Origin of the sequence: Ruegeria sp. HKCCA5463 (genome assembly GCF_013034175.1) — a bacterium.
In the GTDB taxonomy this organism is placed as follows: domain Bacteria; phylum Pseudomonadota; class Alphaproteobacteria; order Rhodobacterales; family Rhodobacteraceae; genus Ruegeria.
The window spans coordinates 196,315-213,108 of sequence record NZ_WQFL01000006.1 but is presented as its reverse complement, the minus strand read 5'-3'; the positions used below and the strand labels follow the sequence as shown (position 1 = coordinate 213,108).

Genomic DNA, 16,794 nt, shown 5'->3' with positions numbered 1-16,794 from the left:
AGGAATGCTCCTTATTTCACAGCGCCGAAGGTCAGGCCGCGGACAAGTTGTTTCTGGCTGAACCAGCCAAGGATCAGGATGGGTGCAATTGCCATGGTCGAGGCCGCGCTGAGCTTGGCAAAGAACAGGCCCTCGGGGCTGGAATAGCTGGCGATGAAGGCCGTGAGCGGTGCCGCGTCAACAGCGGTCAGATTGAGGGTCCAGAACGCCTCGTTCCAAGCAAGGATAAAGTTCAGCAGGACGGTCGAAGCGATGCCGGGAATGGCCATGGGGGTTAGGACATAGAGGATTTCCTCTTTCAGCGTCGCCCCATCCATCCGCGCGGCTTCCAGAATTTCACCCGGAATTTCGCGGAAATAAGTGTAAAGCATCCAGACGATGATCGGCAGGTTGATCAGCATCAGCACCACGACCAACCCTCCGCGCGTATCCAGAAGGCCCAGTTGGATGAACAGCAAGTAGATCGGGTACAGCACACCTACGGCCGACAACATCTTGGTGGACAGCATCCACAACAGGATGTCCTTGGTTCGTTTGGACGGAACAAACGCCATCGCCCAGGCGGCGGGCACGGCGATGATCACGCCCAGCATGGTCGATCCACCGGCGATGATCACCGAATTCCACAAGAACCGCATATAGTCCGAGCGTTCCTGCACGATGGCGTAGTTTTCCAGCGTCCAGTCAAAGTTCAAAAACAGGGGCGGGCTGGCAATGGCCTGCGCTTCGGTTTTGAAGCTGGTCAGGATCGTCCAGAGGATCGGGAAGAAAATCAGCAGTCCAACAGCCCAGGCAAGGGCGGTGTTCAGCGATTTGCGTCGAGATGTGACAGCGCGGGCCATGAGTTTTCCTCCTCACGCGTCCAGGTTCTTGCCGACGATGCGCATCAGGAAGATCGCAACGATATTGGCAAGGATGATTGCGTAGACACCTCCGGCTGATCCAAGGCCGACATTCTGGCTTTCCAACACGCGCTGGAAGATCAAGTAGGTGAGTGTACGGGTGCCGAAAGCGCCACCGGTGGTCACGAAGATCTCGGCGAAAATCGACAAAAGAAAGATTGTTTGGATCAGGATCACAATGGTGATCGCACGGCCCAGATGCGGCAGAATGATGTGATAAAAGCGCTTCAACGGCGGTGCACCATCCATCTCGGCTGCTTCCAGTTGCTCGCTGTCCAGCGACTGAATGGCGGTCAACAGGATCAGCGTTGCAAAGGGCAGCCATTGCCACGAAACGATCATGATGATCGAGGTCATCGACGCCTCGGACAACCACGAGATCGGCTCGGCCCCGAAAAAACGCCACAGATGGGCCAGCAAACCATTGACCGGGTCCATAAACATGTTCTTCCACACCAGCGCAGACACGGTGGGCATGACGAAGAACGGCGCGATGACAAGGATTCGGACAATGCCTTGCCCCCACATCGGCTGATCCAGCAGCATGGCAAGCAGAATTCCGAGAATGACGGTTATGATCAGAACACCGCCAACAATGACCAATGTTGCCTGCACCGCGGGCCAGAATGTACTGGACGAGACAAAGCGGACATAGTTGTCGAACCCGACCCAGCCCAGATCACCCCCGCGCAGAGGCAGATATTTTTTGAAAGAAAAGTACAGCGTCATCGTCAATGGCACGAGCATCCAGCCAAGCAGCAGGACCACTGCGGGTGCCATCATCAGGCGAGCAACGGATCGGGAGTGTTGAGTAGCCATTACGCAAACCCTCTCTGTTCAGGCGTAACTCAGCCTGCGAGAAAAACGCGAGTTGTGGAAGTGGAAGAGAGCAGGGGACAGATCACCTGTCCCCTACTGGGAGGGATGCCTCAGTACCCTGCGGCTTCCATTTCTTCAGCCGTAAAGGCCTGCGCCTTTTCAAGCGCTTCATCTACAGTCTGCTGTCCGGCATAAACCGCCGAGAATTCCTGACTGACCTGTGTGGCAATGCCCGCGAATTCCGGGATCGCAACGAACTGGATACCAGTATAGGGTGTTGGCTTGGCACAGCAGTTCTGCGGGTCGGCCAACAGGATCGACTCGAGCGTCATCTTGGCGAACGGAATGTCCTTGTAGTTCGCGTTCTCATAAAGCGAGGTACGCGCGCCCGGAGGGACATTGGCCCAACCTTCGTTTTCCGCCACCAGTTCGATGTAGTCCTTCGAAGTAGCCCATTCGAAGAACTGCTTGGCTGCATCCTCTTTCTGGGTTCCCGCCGAAATGGCCAGTGCCCAGGCCCACAGCCAGTTGGCGCGCTTGTCGACGCCTTCCGAATTTGGTGCCAGAGCAAACCCGACCTTGTCCGCGACAGTTGAATCATCCGGATTTGTCACGAAGGACGCCGCAACAGTGGCGTCGATCCACATTCCGCACTTGCCCTGCTGGAACAGCGACAGGTTTTCGTTAAAGCCGTTGGTCGCGTAACCGGCAGGGCCGGATTCATTCATCATGTCGACAAAAAAGGTCAGCGCCTCTTTCCATTCCGGCTGATCAAACTGAGGTTTCCAGTCTTCATCAAACCATCGCGCACCAAAGGAATTCGCGGTCACAGTGATAAAGGCACCGCCCTCACCCCAACCGGCCTTGCCGCGCAGGCAGATGCCGTTGATGTCGTTGTCGCGGTCCGTCATCGCAGCCGCCGCCTCGCGGATAAACTGCCATGTCGGCGCCTCAGGCATCTCCATCCCGGCCTTTTCCATCAGGTCGGTGCGGTACATGATCATCGAGCTTTCGCCATAGAACGGTGCCACATACAGCGTGCCCTAATGGCTCAGGCCACCCGCCATCGCAGGAAGCAGATCGCCGACATCATATTCCTCTGACAGTCCATCCAAAGGAACCAACCAGCCATTCGCGCCCCAGATCGGCGTTTCGTACATACCGATGGTCATGATATCGAACTGACCGCCCTTGGTGGTGATGTCGGTGGTAACACGCTGACGCAAGACGTTCTCCTCCAGCGTCACCCATTCCACGTCGATACCAGTCGCCTCGGTAAAGTTGTCGGTATAGCCCTGCATCCGAATCATGTCGCCATTATTGACGGTTGCGATCGTGATCGTTTCTGCATGGGCCGCGGCCGTTGCGACAAAGGTTAATGCCGTCGCCGCACGAAGTGCGTTCTTCAAATACATCCTTGTCCTCCCTGAGCTTGGATGCTGTACACAGAAAGTAGTGTGTAAATTGTCGCGACGTCAATAAAACTTTACGCGCGTTAAAATTTGTAGGTTACGCGGAATCCCTCAAAACCAGTCTTGCGGGAAACAACGTTTCTGACCGCGTCTTGAATTTCCCTCCACTTTCAATGAGTTGAAACAGGGTTTCGACGCTGCGACCGGAAACATTGTCATAGTCATGAGCCGCCGTTGTCAGGGATGGGCAAGTGAACTGCGCGAAGGGATGGTCATCATTTGAGGCCACGCGCAGCGCGCAACTGTCATCACGACCGACGCGAATCCCCTGTTTGTAGCAAGCTGCAAGAAAGCCAATCGCCAGTCGATCATTGCTGCACAGAACCGAGTCGGTTCGCAAACCGCGCTCTTCCAGAACTTTCAGCGCCCCTCTTTGGCCGATTTCTTCAAACGCCCAGCCTTTGCCTTCAACTTTGATAATATGCGGCTCGAGTCCGAGACGTTCCATCACTTTGATATAGGCTTTCCTTCGCTTGTTGGCGTTTGGGTTCGCAGGTGTGCGCATTTCAAAGAACGAAGGCGGTTCACCAGTGCGGGTCATGTATTCGACGGTTTGTGAAACAAAGCTGAAGTTATCAGAACCAACGAATGCAGCCCCCAAACCATCGAGATTACTGTCAAACAAGATCGTCGGAACATTGGCACAGAATTTCTCTATTGCTGATCTGTCCGAAACGCGTCCGAGAGGCGCCAAAAGTACCCCTGCCGGCTTCATGGATTGCAGACCGTCCAGAATTTCGTTTTCCAGCTTTTGTTCACCATGAGAGCTGAACAGGAACGGACGGTATCCAGCCGCGATACAGCTTTGTTCCAGATAGCGTGCGATTTCAGCAAAGAACGGATCGGCCAGATACGGTACGACGATACCGATATTCTTGGTAAGCTTCCGGTTCTGGTTCACCGCGTAAATGTTGGGGCGATAGTCGAACCGTTCCAGCGCCTCTTCGATTCGGGCCCGCGTCGTGGGGCGAACGCTGTCGGGATCGTGAAAGTATTTGGATACCGTGGGGCGCGAGATGCCGCTGAGCGCTGCAAACTCTTCCATATTCTTTATCTTGGTCATGCCAGTCTGCCTGCTGGTTTTGTTCGCCGTGAACTTATCATAGATTTACATATTCTTTGCGCGCGCTAATAAATCAATAGCCAGAGCGGCCTCGTGCAACCAGCGCGCGACAAGGCGTTCAAAGGGAATTCGAGAGTGACGCCGGCCTTTTTGCAAGATTCATTCAAATTGATGACAAGGCTGGCAAAACGTATCCAGGAAGGTCTGCGTGTGGCTTGGCCGGCGCTTACGGCCGATAACTGTGGACCGAACAGCAGGCTTGGACGGGGTAAGAAAAAGGCTAGAATAATATGATCGAACGCTGAACCCAAATTCTTGACGATCTTATCTAAGCGATTGGTTTTAAACTATGGATGCTATTGCCCAACTGACCAATTGGATGATTGCCGAGGGGCGTCGTTCGGATGACCCGGAAAAAGTGGTGTCATATTTCTGTTCGTCTCTGATCGAGGCGGGTGTGCCGCTCTGGCGGGTCAATATCGGTCAGCGTTTCGCCAATCCGCTGCTCATCGCATGGGGGATCGTTTGGACACCGGATGGCACCGAAAGCTATGACGTAACACATGAGACCATGCTGACGGATGGGTATGTCGGCAGCTCATTCGAATACATTCTAGAACACCGGAAGCCACTTCACAAAAGTCTACGGCAATTGGATCCCAAGACCGAGCACTCATCATATATCGAATTCGCTGAGTTGGGTGGCACCGATTACTATGCTACGCTGCTTTATTACGGAGACGGATCGCTGCACGGCTGCACTTTTGTCACCCGGTCGCCAGAAGGGTTCTCGCCCCGGCATCTGAAAATGATTGAGGATGCATTGCCCGCTTTGTCCTCTGCTCTGGAACCGGTCACAATGCGCAAGTCGTCCAAAGGTCTTCTGAGAACCTATCTTGGCGATGGGCCCTCTGATGCTGTGTGGAACGGGCGGATCAAGCGAGGGGAACGCACGACCCTTGACGCAGTTGTCATGTTCTCTGACCTGCGCGGTTTCACCGCTCTTTCGGACAGGGCATCCGAAGAGGACGTTTTCGACATGTTGAGTGGATATTTTGATCTGGTCGTGCAGTCTGTCGAAGAGAATGGCGGCGACATTCTCAAGTTTATGGGAGACGGCATTCTGTCGATATTCACCGTTGCGACACAGGAGGATTTGAACGCCCAATGCAAAAGGGCAGCGCGGGCCGCTCAAAGCGTATTGACCGGTTTGGCCGCACTCAACCATCACCGCGAAGAGGCTCGGAAGCCGCCGTTGGACATAGGCATCGGGATCAATGTCGGGCAGGTCAGCTATGGCAATATCGGCAGCCCTGGCAGGCTGGATTTCACTGTTCTGGGTAGGGCAGTCAACCTCGCAAGCCGTATTGAGGTATTGACGAAATCCCTGGGCCACAGAGTTCTGGCGACGTCAGCCGTTGCCGCGGCTTCGCCTGAACTGTTCTCTGCTTGCGGGTTTCACGAAGTTCGAGGGCTTGCCGGATCCATCGAGCTGTATTCTCTCGTCGAAAAGGAGCATCAAGCCAGCCCCATGCCGGATCGCCACATTGATCCGGACAACATGGATTGAGAATCGCAAGCTTCTACATTGTCCGCAATGGCCGGTTTCAATTTGGGCTGCGGGCGACCGGGCCTCGCACTGCGCTGACTAAGGTCCCGTCGCAGGACCCTTGGACGAAACGTATTCGAGTTCAAGGACCTGGGCGCATCCGAAGCTGATGCTGCGGACGCACCTGGCCTTTTCGTGTCACAAAGCAATCCGGGCCGAGGTCATGGCTTTTCCGTAACCACCCGCCATGAGGCCCGTGATCGCACCATTCTCGATGTCAAGTTCGACCTTTATCAGGCTCGGGCTTGCCGGGTTCATAAACACCCCTTGTTCGATTTCAAATGATCGCTGAGACGTGCCGCCGAAATCATGCAACACGCATGCAAGTGGCCCGGGTGCCATCCCCGTGGCGGCTTCTTCATCTATCGCGTATCTGGGTGCGAACATACGGGTTGTGGCGTCCCGGCTGGTGATTGAAGGGTCTTTCGTGAATACGTAATAGCCAATCAGATCCAGTTGCTCGCTGATTTGCTTGATTTTGGCCAAATCTGGTCTGATTTTGGGCAAGGCCCGCCGCATCCGAAAGACCGACTAGGATGAAGCTGTTGCCGGTGTTGACCAAAACCGGAGCAAACCTCTGATCCAGGTCAGTTTTGTCGACCCCGAGAGAGCTCAGCACATCGTCGAGTTTCACGCCCTTTTAGATCCATTCCTGAGCACCCGAGTAGCGTGGGGCCAATTGTTCCATATAGGCGGCGCCGTCTTTCGTGAGTATGCACCTGGGGCCATCAATAGTTTCCTTTGACGTATCGGCTGGGGGATCCGGCCAAGCGCATCAAGGTGAGAGAAGGCGGCGATTGTGCATGACCGCAATGAGCGATGCGCCGGTTCGGTGTGAAGAAATCCAGCTTGAAGCCTTCCGTCTTGGACCGCGAGACAAACGCCGTCTCGGACAATCCAATTCTTGCCGCCACGGTTTGCATATCTTGCGCGCTCAGATCATCAGCGTCCAGAACGACGCCTGCGGGATTTCCTCCGGTGCCACCGTCGACAAACCCGTGCACGATTTCAACCGTGACTTCCTTGGCAGTGTTTGCTTGCGTGTTCATTGATCGTCTCCAAACATGAGGCCGCGCCCTTGATCGAGGCGCGGCCAGTTGCGCATCAGTTGCCGGCGGCGGTGATGCGGTTCAGGAATGCAGTCATCTGTTCCGCAATTTCAGGCCCATATTCTTCCAGCGCGAAGTGTCCGGTATCAAGCAGATGAAACTCAAGATCCTTCAGGTCGCGTTGATAGGGCATGGCGCCTTCGGCCGGAAAGATGTGATCATTCTTACCCCACATCAGCAGCGCAGGTGGTTGATGCTCACGAAACAACGCCTGCCATTTCGGGTACTCGGCGACGTTGGTGCCGTAGTCCAGGAAAAGTTCAAGTTGCACCTCCTGATTACCTTCGCGATCAAGCAGGTATTGGACGTGCCAATAGTTGTCCGGGCTGATCAGTTCCGGCCTTTGTACACCATGGGTGAACTGCCACTTGGTCGCATCCAGAGTAAGAAACCCACGAAGCTGGTCGCCATTCTCTTTCAAGGGGTCGGCCCAATAGGCTTTGATCGGGTCCCAGAATTCGCGCAGCCCTTCCTCATATGCATTGCCGTTCTGAATGACGAAGCCGGTGACCCGTTCGGGCTGTTCGGCAAACATCCGGAATCCAACCGGGGCACCGTAATCCATCAGATAGACCGCGTATTGATCGACACCTTTCCGATCCAGCAGGGAGGTCATGATTTCGGCGATATTCGCAAAGGAATACTCGAAGTCTTCGGCTTGCGGCATATCCGACGCCCCAAATCCGGGAAAATCGGGCGCGATCACGTGATAGTTCTTGGCCAGTTCAGGGATAAGGTTGCGGAACATATGTGACGAGGTCGGAAACCCATGAAGCAACAGAACGGTTGGCCTGCTCGGGTCTCCGGCCTCACGATAGGCGATATTGACCTCGCCGATTTTTTCTGCGCGGAAATTGACCGCTTGGGTGGCTTCAATGCCGGTCTCACTTGCGATTGCAGGGGCCGGAGTTAATGGCACCGCGATGGTAAGCGCGAGAAGACTGGCGCTGAGGATGGATTTCAAATTGCGCGACATGGGTATTTCCTTTCTTGGGGTTTTGGGGCGCGTCTGAACGCGCGGGGTTCAGCATCGGTCAGCGTTTATGGCCGGGCTTTTCGTTGCGCTCTGCGTTTTGAGCTTTCAGTTCCGCCAGTTCATCGCGAAGCGGCGCCATGTGCTCTTCAAACTCTTCCAGGGTCAGGCGTTGGGGGATGTGCTGCGGGCAGTTCCAGTCCATCGCTTCAAGCTTGATCACAATGGCCCGCTCCGGGCGGCCCCTGTAATTCGGGTCATGCAAACGTTGCATCAGGGCCGGATCATCCGCGCCATCAACAAGTTTCGCCCGGCCCCAGATCTTGAGGCGTCTCCGGTTGGGATAGTCCATCAGGATCAAAGAAATGCGGTCGTTGTTCAGCAAGTTACCTGCGCTCAGATATTGCCGGTTGCCGCGAAAATCCGCGTAGGCCAGCGTCCGTTCATCCAGCACTTTCAGAAAGCCTGCCGGTCCGCCGCGGAATTGAACATAAGGCCAGCCGGTTTCAGAGACGGTCGCCTGATAAAAGCCGTCCCTTTGTGCGATGAAGCTGGCTTCGACCGGGCTGATGAGGTCTTCCTGAACAGCGCCGGCCAGAAACTTTGCGTAGCCTTCAGCCGATCCGTTCTTGGCCTGTGTTGCACGTACAGAAGGCGTAAAACTGATTTCTGCAAATGGGCGTGTCATTGAATTCTCCATCTCAGCCGGGCAGAGCCCTGGGGTTGAGGTGAAGCTAGTCAAAGCTTTGGTGTTGCAGAATGTCCCTATTTGGCAATATATTATTCCAAAATATGGAATAGTCGTTTGGATAGATTTCACGCACTGAGCGTTTTTGTGAAGGTGGCCGAGCTGAATGGCTTCGCTGCCGCAGCGCGCCACCTCAATATGTCACCACCAACGGTAACCCGACTGGTCTCCATGCTGGAGGACAGCCTGGGGCTTCGTCTTTTTGTGCGCACCACGCGATCAGTCATGCTGACGGACAGCGGGCGAAGGTTCTTTGAAGATGCCAGACGCATTCTGATGGATCTCGAGGAGGCAGAGCGTGCCGCTGTCGGATCCTATGCCGAACCGACCGGGGAACTCAGCGTGACCGCATCGGTGTTGTTCGGCCGTATGTTCGTCACTCCGATTCTGGGTGAATTTCTGGAACTGCATCCAAAGCTCTCTGCGCGCACTCTCTATGTGGACCGCGTGGTCAATCTGGTGGATGAGGGCCTCGACGTCGGCATCAGGATTGGAAACCTTGCAGATTCAAGCCTGATGGCGGTGAGATGTGGCGCGGTGAGGCAGGTCGTGTTTGCCGCTCCGGCATATCTCGATGCGCGCGGCGAACCAGGCACACCCGACGACCTTGCCAATCACGCCATCATAAATTCAACCGCCCTGCACGCCTCGGCCCAATGGCATTTTCAAAAAAGCGACACGGTCGTGACAAAGCGCGTGAACCCGCGCATCAGCATGAACACCAATGACGCGGTGATCGAGCTGGCCCTGCAAGGGCATGGCATCGGGCGGCTTTTATCCTATCAGGTTGCACCCTACGTTGCGGACGGGCGGCTCAGGACCGTTCTGAATTCGTATGAACCACCCGAGGTCCCCATCCATCTTGTGCATCAAGAGGGCCGCACCGTGTCTGCAAAAGTGCGCGCTTTTGTCGATTTTGCGGCCAAGCGTCTCAAATCCGACCCCTATTTGGATGGATTCCGACACAGGCCTGAGAGTTAGGCCAAAAGATCCGCCGAACCATGCCATCCGGTCGCGGCCGGGGTCCTGATCGATAGATCACTTTGGACATGCGCTTTGAGGTGATACAGCGCAAGGCCTGCCCATATGCGAACATGTGCAACAAAGCTTGCCACCAACTAGATTTGCCGGCACGAAACTGAAATCTCAGATCCCGGGTGCACACGCTTTTCGAAGCGATGGGGCCAGCATTGAGCATGCAATCATGTTTGACCCATGGTTTAGTCGGTCTTGCCCCAGGCATCGTGCGCGATCAGCGCGGCTTCGACCCGGTTTCGGGCGTGGAGCTTGGACAGGATCGCCGTCATGTAGTGCTTCACGGTTTTTTCCTGAAGATCCAGTTGATCTGCGATCTCCCGATTGCTCATCCCCTTCGCCACACGTCGAAGTATTTCTTCCTCGCGATGCGTGAGATCGTTCAGAACATCGCTGTCTTTGGAAGTTTCCGCATCTCTGTTGATCTGAAGCAGCACGCGCGAGGCCAGCCCGGGCGACACGAATCCTTCACCTGCGGCGATGCTGCGCAGTGAGGCTGTCAATTCGCTGGCTGTCACACCTTTGACGATGTAGCCGATTGCCCCTGCTTCCAAAGCATCCGCGACGTCACTGTTGTTTTCCGAGACCGTCAGTATCGCGATGAATGGCGGGTTTGCCATGGCCGCGATTTTTCGCGTCGCATTTATGCCGCCTCCGGGCATCGAAAGATCGAGGATGGCGATGTCAGGTTGATGAATGCCGACAAGTGAAATTGCCTCATCCGCGCTCGAGCCGGCAGCGAGAACTTCGAACCCATCGGCTTCGTCCAATGTCCGCTGCAATCCGTCCCTGAAAATCGGGTGATCATCCGCTATTACGACAGATGTTGTCATGGCGTACTCATCTTTCTGGGAAATAGTGTCATTGTGACAGAGGTGCCTTTGCCAGGGCTTGACCTGACTTCGAACCTGCCGCCGATACTCTCAACCCGATCTCGCAAACCCAAAAGCCCCTGGCCTCCATCGTCACGTAGTACTTTTCCGTCCGAGGGGTCAAATCCGGGCCCGTCATCGTTGACGTGAATGACGACCCGATCGTTATGCGCCTCGCAAATGACGGTGCATCGAGAATTCGGAGCATACCTGGCGGCGTTGGAAAGCGTTTCCTGAAGGAACCGGAAAACACACAGCTTGTCGGACACGGACAACTCGATCGTCTGGCTTCCCTGAAGTGAAACATCCGGTCGCAATGGGCTGTGTTCCGAGTGATCTTCTATCGCTCTTTTCACCACATCAATCAGCGCCAGATTGTCGATGTCCGGAGCGGACAACCCCCGCGACAACGCGCGAATTTCGGCCAGGGACTTCTGCAAAGACTGTTGAATCTCCTCGGCCTCTGCCGGCTTTTCAGGCCTGTCCGAGAAAGCCGCCTCCAACCTGAGGGCCGCGAGGGACAGATATTGAGCGGGACCGTCATGAAGCTCGGAACCAAGTTTCTTCAGAAACCGGTCTGTTTGCGTGGCATATCGTTCCGACGCTTCGACCACGCGCGACCGCAGCCTGGCGTTCTGCTCTGCCATCTGTTCACTCTCTTTCAGACGACGCTCCAACAGGCGCCCCTGACGTCGAATGGTGTTGTCACCGATTGCCACGATGGAAAACAGCACGATTGTACTTGCCGCAAATGCTGACCCGACCACAAGCCAGCTTGTCCGGCGGGCTCTGGCCATATCAACTTCCAGCTGTTCAGCTTTCTCGTAAAACTCTGCAACTGCAATGATTTCGCCTGACCAGAGTTCGCGGATCGGGCTGTACACTTCAAGCAGCGGGATCCCAAGTGCAGCTTCTGCGGCGCTTTCGGCATGGTCGAGATCTTCGAAAGAACCCGAAATCTCTCCGCTCCAGGCTCGGCTCAGATCGTCAGTCGGGTCGAAACGGCGCCCAATGATGGTTGGATCCGACGCGTGCGCGATCACGCCGCCTTGTTTCCAAAACTTGAAGGACACAATGCGGTCTCGCATTGGCTGGGTCATGAATATTTCGTCCAGTGCCCGCCTTGCTTGATCGGACAGACGATCCCCGTATGCAAGTTCCTGGCTGAGAGGGGATACGATGCTCTCCATATACAGCGCTGCGGAATTGGCAGAGTTTTGGACAACTGCATTCTCGATCCGATTTGACACCCATACGCCAACTATCGCGGTGGCCGTTCCCATCACGACAATGCAAGCCGCAAGAAAAACTCGCGACAATGACCAATTGCGAACTGACAGATCGGAAATCTCGGGTCTCATTTCGTGTTCAACTATGAACGACAATCCCTGACCGCGCCACCGACCTTGGTCTGAACTCATCAGCGTTCGGTTTCAGAATTTGGATCATGTCGACCTTATGTCCGCGCAAACGCGCAGACGGCGGACAGAAAGCACGCGCGGCCTGGCAGAAGGTACACGCAGTTCGTTCAAAACTCCGTCCAGGCAATCAGCGCATCGGCCCAAAGCCGTTCTCGGAGGAGCCACACATACGGGCAAGTTTTTTGATTTGTCACCCCGGCAGAGCAATGGACAGGCGTTCAACCAAAGCTCTTTGCACGATGGCAAATCTGGGAGTGCGCGCTATCTCGTCCAGTGTCGCCACCCAGAGCGGAACATCTATTCCGGGATCAATTTCTGACGACCGATGAAGCCGAGGATCCGCGTTCCCGATAAACGAGGGCAGAAACGCTTTGCCCACCCCGGAGGCCGCCATCTGCTGAAGCACCAAAAAGCTGTCTGCCCCGTTGGTCATCTCATCGGCGCTGACATGTTCGGACAACCATTTGGCGGGAAGCGAGCGGCTCAACGCCCCATCAAGCCTCATCCATTTTCGGTTTGGGGAACCATCGTCAAAAACGCCGAATGACAATGTTCCCGCTCGTTCGCTGACAAGCCCTTCTTCAAGTTTGATCGATGGTCGCACGGCGATGTCCGCGGTCAACCTCGACAGATCATGATGGCTGTTGCCACTTAACAAAGTCAGTTCCAAGCCGGGGTAAAGCCGCGATATCTCAGTCAATATTTGGGGCAGTACAAGCTGACAAAGGCTGTCCGTGGACGCAATGCGGACCTGACCCGCAGGGGACCGGTTTGCACCCACAATTGCCCGCTCTACAGAAAGTACCGCCTCTTCAACGCTTTCCATCGCCGAAAGAATTGCTCTGGCCTCGGGCAGGGCGGTGTACCCTGACGGGTGTTTTTGAAAGATCACGCATCCAAAACGGTCTTCAAGCGCGGCGACTCTGCGCAGCACCGTTGCATGAGTAACACCCAGCGCCCCGGCAGCCGCATTCAGCGATCCGTGTTTCCTGACGGCCAGCGCGTACCGAAAATCATCCCAGTTTTGGTTGTGCATAAATTAACAAGGAACGATGAATAACAAACAATTACAAGAAAAAATGTTCAGGCTAGTATTCGACGCATTGAACAGGGAGACGCACAATGATGAAGAAAATCCCGGCCATTGCGGCAGGTTTGTTGTCGGTAGCCGTTATTGGATCAGCCATCGCCCATGAAAGCGAAAACCCGGCGGTGAAGGCTCGGACCTCGATCATGCAGCTTTATGCCTTCAACCTTGGCACATTGGGCGGCATGGCCAAAGGAGAGATTGAATATGATTCCGAGGCGGCAACCCGGGCCGCGAACAACCTGGTTGTTCTGACTCAGATCGATCAATCTGCGATGTGGCCTGCCGGGTCCGACAATGCGTCCGACCCGTCTACCCGAGCCTTGCCAGCCATCTGGGAAAACTTCCCGGATGTAAGCGCAAAAGGTCAGGCCATGGCCGAAGCCGCGGTTGCGATGCAGGCGGCGGCAGGTCAGGATGTCGATGCTCTGAAGGCGGCGATGGGTGATCTGGGCGGATCATGCTCGGCATGTCACAAAGTTTACAGGGCGCCCAAAGACTAAAGGAGCGCTGGCCATGCGGCGTTTTTTCATTTTCGCCGCAGGTATTGCTGTACTGGTCGAGCTGGTCGGTTTGGTGCTGACCCGCCCGAAAAGAGTTGATCAGACACAACTGAACGGGATTGTCCCTGATCTCAGTCGAGGTGAGGCCGTGTTTTACGCGGCTGGGTGCGCGTCCTGTCATTCTGCACCGAACGCAACAGGTGAGGAAAAGCTGGTACTCGCTGGCGGACGTCGGTTTGAGACGGATTTCGGCACCTTCATAGCCCCGAACATATCCAGTGATCCGGTTGCCGGCATCGGATCGTGGTCCGCATTGGATCTGGCCAATGCCCTGCTTCACGGGACCGGGCCCGAAGGGCAGCACTATTTTCCTGCGTTTCCCTATTCGACTTACGCCAACATGTCAGTCGAGGACGTTGTTTCGCTGCATGCCTTCCTCGGCACTTTGCCGGCGGTTCCAACCCAAAGCGCAGCGCACGAGGTTGGCTTTCCCTTCAACATTCGACGCGGGCTGGGCGGGTGGAAGCTGTTGTATCTGAAACCGGGCTGGGTTGTGGAAGGCGATCTGACTGACCAGCAAATGCAAGGCCGTTATCTGGTAGAGGCGTTGGGACATTGCGCAGAATGCCACACACCGCGCAACGGGCTAGGGGGCCTGAAACGCGACCTCTGGCTGACAGGTGCACCAAACCCCAGCGGAAAGGGCCGCATCCCCGGGCTGACCTCCGCCCAGTTGGATTGGTCCGAGGCTGATATTGCCGAGTATCTGAAATCTGGCTTCACGCCGGATTATGACAGCGCGGGTGGCGAGATGGTGGAAGTCATCGAGAACACATCACGCCTTACGGATGAGGACCGTTTGGCGATTGCGGCCTATCTCAAGGCCGTGCCCGCGTCACCGACAGGCGCGCCATCAGAGTAACTCCATTTGGCGCCATGCATCGGATGCCAGATGCCTCGGTCAGCCGCCAGCACGAAGCCGCAAGGCCTATTCCCTTTTCGCCAAACTCCTGTTTTACGTTCTGGGCACCGGAGCGCAGCACTCGCCCGAGTTTCTGTTCGTGATTGATTGAGGGTCGTGGCCGAATGACACAAAAAATAGCGCTTTGGTCCATTCCGATATCCCTGGCGGTACTGGCCCTGAAGCTGCTGGCCTGGTGGCTGACGGGTTCTGTGGCTTTGTTGTCGGACGCGATGGAATCCACCGTCAATGTCCTAGCGGCGATGCTGGCTTATTTCGCGGTTCGGGTTGCAAACAAACCCCCTGATGAAAACCACCCCTTTGGTCACAAGAAGGCCGAATATCTTTCCGCTGTCGTCGAGGGCGTATTGATTGTGTTGGCGGCGTTCCTGATCATCAGAGAGGCCGTGCTGGCACTTCCAGATCCGCATCTGGAGGATGCGCCTTTTCTTGGAATCGCCGTCAATGTCATTGCAACGGGCGTGAATGGCGCATGGGCCTACTTATTGCTCAGAATCGGCAGGCGCGAGGGGTCGCCTGCATTGGAGGCAAGCTCGCGGCATATTTTTACAGATGTCATGACGTCAGCGGGTGTCATCGCGGGACTCATGCTTGCACTTGTCACCGGCTGGCTGATCCTTGACCCGATCCTTGCAATTCTGGTCGCGCTGAACATCCTGTGGGAAGGATGGAAAGTCATTCGAGCGTCCGTTGACGGCCTGATGGATGTGAGCCTTTCCGACCATGACCTGCAAGTTGTTTCCGACACCATTGAAAACAATCTTGGCGCTGCGCTGGAGTATCACGACCTCAAGGGACGCAGATCCGCAAATATCATCTTCGTCGAGTTTCACCTCGTTGTGGACGGCGCGATGTCGGTCAGCGCAGCGCATGACATCTGCAACGAAGTCGAACACGCATTGGAACGCATTTATCCTGGTTCTGTCTTTGTCATTCATCTGGAGCCCGATGATGAGTTGAAGGGCAACGGAGCAAAACCGAGCCAAGTCTCCTAAACCACTCTCCTAAACCACTCGGTGCAATCGATTACGACGGAAGTCGTGGTTTTGGCCGGGACGTTCGGCCTGCAATTCATCAGACCTAAGCCCGATGTCGGGAAGCAACGCCCCGGGTAATCTGTCACCGACACCATGAGATGGGTCGAACAGAACTGGAGGCGAAAGAATGAAACTTCAAGGAAAACTGGGCCAGCTTCTCAGCACCGCAGCACTGGCTTCGTTGATTGCCGCAACGCCTTACGCGCCGAAGTTTGACGCGGAAGGGCGCTTGCACCTTGAACCAGCCTATGCCTTTGCCAAAAGCGGCAGCGGAAAAGATGGGGATGGCGGCGATGACGATCGGGGGGATGATCGTGGCGGCGAACGGGACGACAACTCGGGGTCGGGCAACAGTGGTCGCGGGGGTGATCGCGACGACGACAGGGACGATGACCGCGACGACGACAGGGACGATGATCGCGACGACAATTCCGGATCCGGCAAAGGTGGTCGCGACGATGATGACGATGATGACGACGACGATGATGATGACTCGAAGCGGTCGAACAGAGGCAGCGGCAAAAAGGATCAATCCCGGTCAGGAGACGGGTCATCGCGCACTGCCGGCGTAACCAAGGTTGAGACGAACGCCAACGGCATCGAAGTGCGTTATGCCGATGGAACCAAAGAAGAAATCGAAAACGGTCGGTATGAAAGAAAGAATGCTCAGAACCGCACTGTGGAAGAACGGCTGGCGACAGGCGCCGATGTCTCAAGGCTCCGGTCATTGGCAGATGGTATCTCCATCGACAACGTGCGCGCGTCCGGCCAAGGAGGTTCTGCGGGAAGCCGCCCGACGAAGGTTGAACGTCAGGGCAACAATATCGAAGTAAACTATGCCAATGGCTGGAAAGAAGAGATCGAGTTTGGCCGTTATGAGTTGAAAGACCCATACAACCGGACTGTCGTTGAGAGAAATGCAACCGCCGCTGACCGTCGGAGATTGCAGTCGGCAGGCAACTAGGCAACTACGTCAGAACGAAAGACAAAAGGCGGCTTCTCATCGTCAGAGGCCACCTTTCATTTACGTCATTGCCAGCGGATATCGGCGTACTGCATTGGGATCAATGGCTTCTTGCCCAAGGTGTTGGCTCAAAGTCCCCCCTAACATGAATGGCACGGGCACCAATTCCGCAAACCGCCATAAGCGATGTCTCATGTG

16 protein-coding genes and 1 pseudogene are annotated in these 16,794 nt (G+C 55.6%); 6 read left to right on the top strand and 11 right to left on the bottom strand.

The annotated features are described in order from the left end of the window. Window positions 1-11 precede the first annotated feature (11 nt). The 4 genes and pseudogenes from GOW09_RS14295 to GOW09_RS14280 form a co-directional block, all read right to left on the bottom strand. The gene (locus GOW09_RS14295) at window positions 12-842 is read right to left on the bottom strand and encodes a carbohydrate ABC transporter permease (RefSeq protein WP_171119303.1); all 831 of its coding nucleotides are present in this window, start codon (window positions 840-842) and stop codon (window positions 12-14) included. 12 nt (window positions 843-854) lie between these two features. Next, on the bottom strand, window positions 855-1,721 hold the full coding sequence (locus GOW09_RS14290) for a carbohydrate ABC transporter permease (RefSeq protein WP_152460300.1): 867 nt from the start codon (window positions 1,719-1,721) through the stop codon (window positions 855-857). A 110-nt stretch (window positions 1,722-1,831) separates the two neighbouring features. Continuing rightward, window positions 1,832-3,136, bottom strand: a pseudogene (locus tag GOW09_RS14285) (sugar ABC transporter substrate-binding protein). 94 nt (window positions 3,137-3,230) lie between these two features. Then, window positions 3,231-4,256, bottom strand: coding sequence for a LacI family DNA-binding transcriptional regulator (locus GOW09_RS14280; protein ID WP_171119302.1), 1,026 nt, complete (start codon window positions 4,254-4,256; stop codon window positions 3,231-3,233). Between the two features lie 349 nt (window positions 4,257-4,605). On the opposite strand from GOW09_RS14280, the gene GOW09_RS14275 reads away from it, so the two are divergent. Continuing rightward, entirely contained in the window at window positions 4,606-5,826 is a 1,221-nt protein-coding gene (locus tag GOW09_RS14275; RefSeq protein ID WP_171119301.1) for an adenylate/guanylate cyclase domain-containing protein, read from the top strand. 177 nt (window positions 5,827-6,003) lie between these two features. On the opposite strand, the gene GOW09_RS22360 is transcribed toward GOW09_RS14275, so the two are convergent. From GOW09_RS22360 to GOW09_RS14260, 4 genes are all read right to left on the bottom strand, one after another. Then, window positions 6,004-6,351 (bottom strand): PhzF family phenazine biosynthesis protein, encoded by a 348-nt coding sequence (locus GOW09_RS22360; RefSeq protein WP_216603852.1) that lies wholly within the window; start codon window positions 6,349-6,351, stop codon window positions 6,004-6,006. A 242-nt stretch (window positions 6,352-6,593) separates the two neighbouring features. Further along, window positions 6,594-6,914, bottom strand: a complete 321-nt coding sequence (locus GOW09_RS22355) for a PhzF family phenazine biosynthesis protein (protein ID WP_216603851.1) — start codon at window positions 6,912-6,914, stop codon at window positions 6,594-6,596. Window positions 6,915-6,969: 55 nt separating this feature from the next. Then, window positions 6,970-7,950, bottom strand: coding sequence for an alpha/beta fold hydrolase (locus GOW09_RS14265; protein WP_171119300.1), 981 nt, complete (start codon window positions 7,948-7,950; stop codon window positions 6,970-6,972). 58 nt (window positions 7,951-8,008) lie between these two features. Continuing rightward, the gene (locus GOW09_RS14260) at window positions 8,009-8,635 is read right to left on the bottom strand and encodes a pyridoxamine 5'-phosphate oxidase family protein (protein WP_171119299.1); all 627 of its coding nucleotides are present in this window, start codon (window positions 8,633-8,635) and stop codon (window positions 8,009-8,011) included. Window positions 8,636-8,752: 117 nt separating this feature from the next. On the opposite strand from GOW09_RS14260, the gene GOW09_RS14255 reads away from it, so the two are divergent. Then, window positions 8,753-9,676 (top strand): LysR family transcriptional regulator, encoded by a 924-nt coding sequence (locus tag GOW09_RS14255; RefSeq protein WP_171119298.1) that lies wholly within the window; start codon window positions 8,753-8,755, stop codon window positions 9,674-9,676. A 239-nt stretch (window positions 9,677-9,915) separates the two neighbouring features. Here GOW09_RS14255 and GOW09_RS14250 read toward each other — a convergent pair whose 3' ends face one another. The 3 genes from GOW09_RS14250 to GOW09_RS14240 all read right to left on the bottom strand — a co-directional run bounded on the left by GOW09_RS14250 (window position 9,916) and on the right by GOW09_RS14240 (window position 13,059). After that, window positions 9,916-10,563, bottom strand: coding sequence for a response regulator transcription factor (locus GOW09_RS14250; RefSeq protein WP_171119297.1), 648 nt, complete (start codon window positions 10,561-10,563; stop codon window positions 9,916-9,918). Further along, complete coding sequence (locus GOW09_RS14245) at window positions 10,560-12,023, bottom strand: sensor histidine kinase (RefSeq protein ID WP_217360278.1); 1,464 nt, start codon at window positions 12,021-12,023, stop codon at window positions 10,560-10,562. The genes GOW09_RS14250 and GOW09_RS14245 overlap by 4 nt, the downstream gene beginning before the upstream one ends. 190 nt (window positions 12,024-12,213) lie before the next feature. After that, entirely contained in the window at window positions 12,214-13,059 is an 846-nt protein-coding gene (locus GOW09_RS14240; protein ID WP_171119295.1) for a LysR family transcriptional regulator, read from the bottom strand. Between the two features lie 86 nt (window positions 13,060-13,145). Between GOW09_RS14240 and GOW09_RS14235 the strand changes: the two genes are divergently transcribed. From GOW09_RS14235 to GOW09_RS22255, 4 genes are all read left to right on the top strand, one after another. After that, on the top strand, window positions 13,146-13,613 hold the full coding sequence (locus tag GOW09_RS14235; protein WP_171119294.1) for a cytochrome c: 468 nt from the start codon (window positions 13,146-13,148) through the stop codon (window positions 13,611-13,613). A gap of 13 nt (window positions 13,614-13,626) precedes the next feature. Then, the gene (locus GOW09_RS14230; RefSeq protein ID WP_171119293.1) at window positions 13,627-14,535 is read left to right on the top strand and encodes a cytochrome c; all 909 of its coding nucleotides are present in this window, start codon (window positions 13,627-13,629) and stop codon (window positions 14,533-14,535) included. A 164-nt stretch (window positions 14,536-14,699) separates the two neighbouring features. Continuing rightward, window positions 14,700-15,590 (top strand): cation diffusion facilitator family transporter, encoded by an 891-nt coding sequence (locus tag GOW09_RS14225; RefSeq protein WP_174829423.1) that lies wholly within the window; start codon window positions 14,700-14,702, stop codon window positions 15,588-15,590. Between the two features lie 169 nt (window positions 15,591-15,759). After that, on the top strand, window positions 15,760-16,596 hold the full coding sequence (locus tag GOW09_RS22255; protein WP_174829422.1) for a hypothetical protein: 837 nt from the start codon (window positions 15,760-15,762) through the stop codon (window positions 16,594-16,596). The last annotated feature ends 198 nt before the right edge of the window (window positions 16,597-16,794 follow it).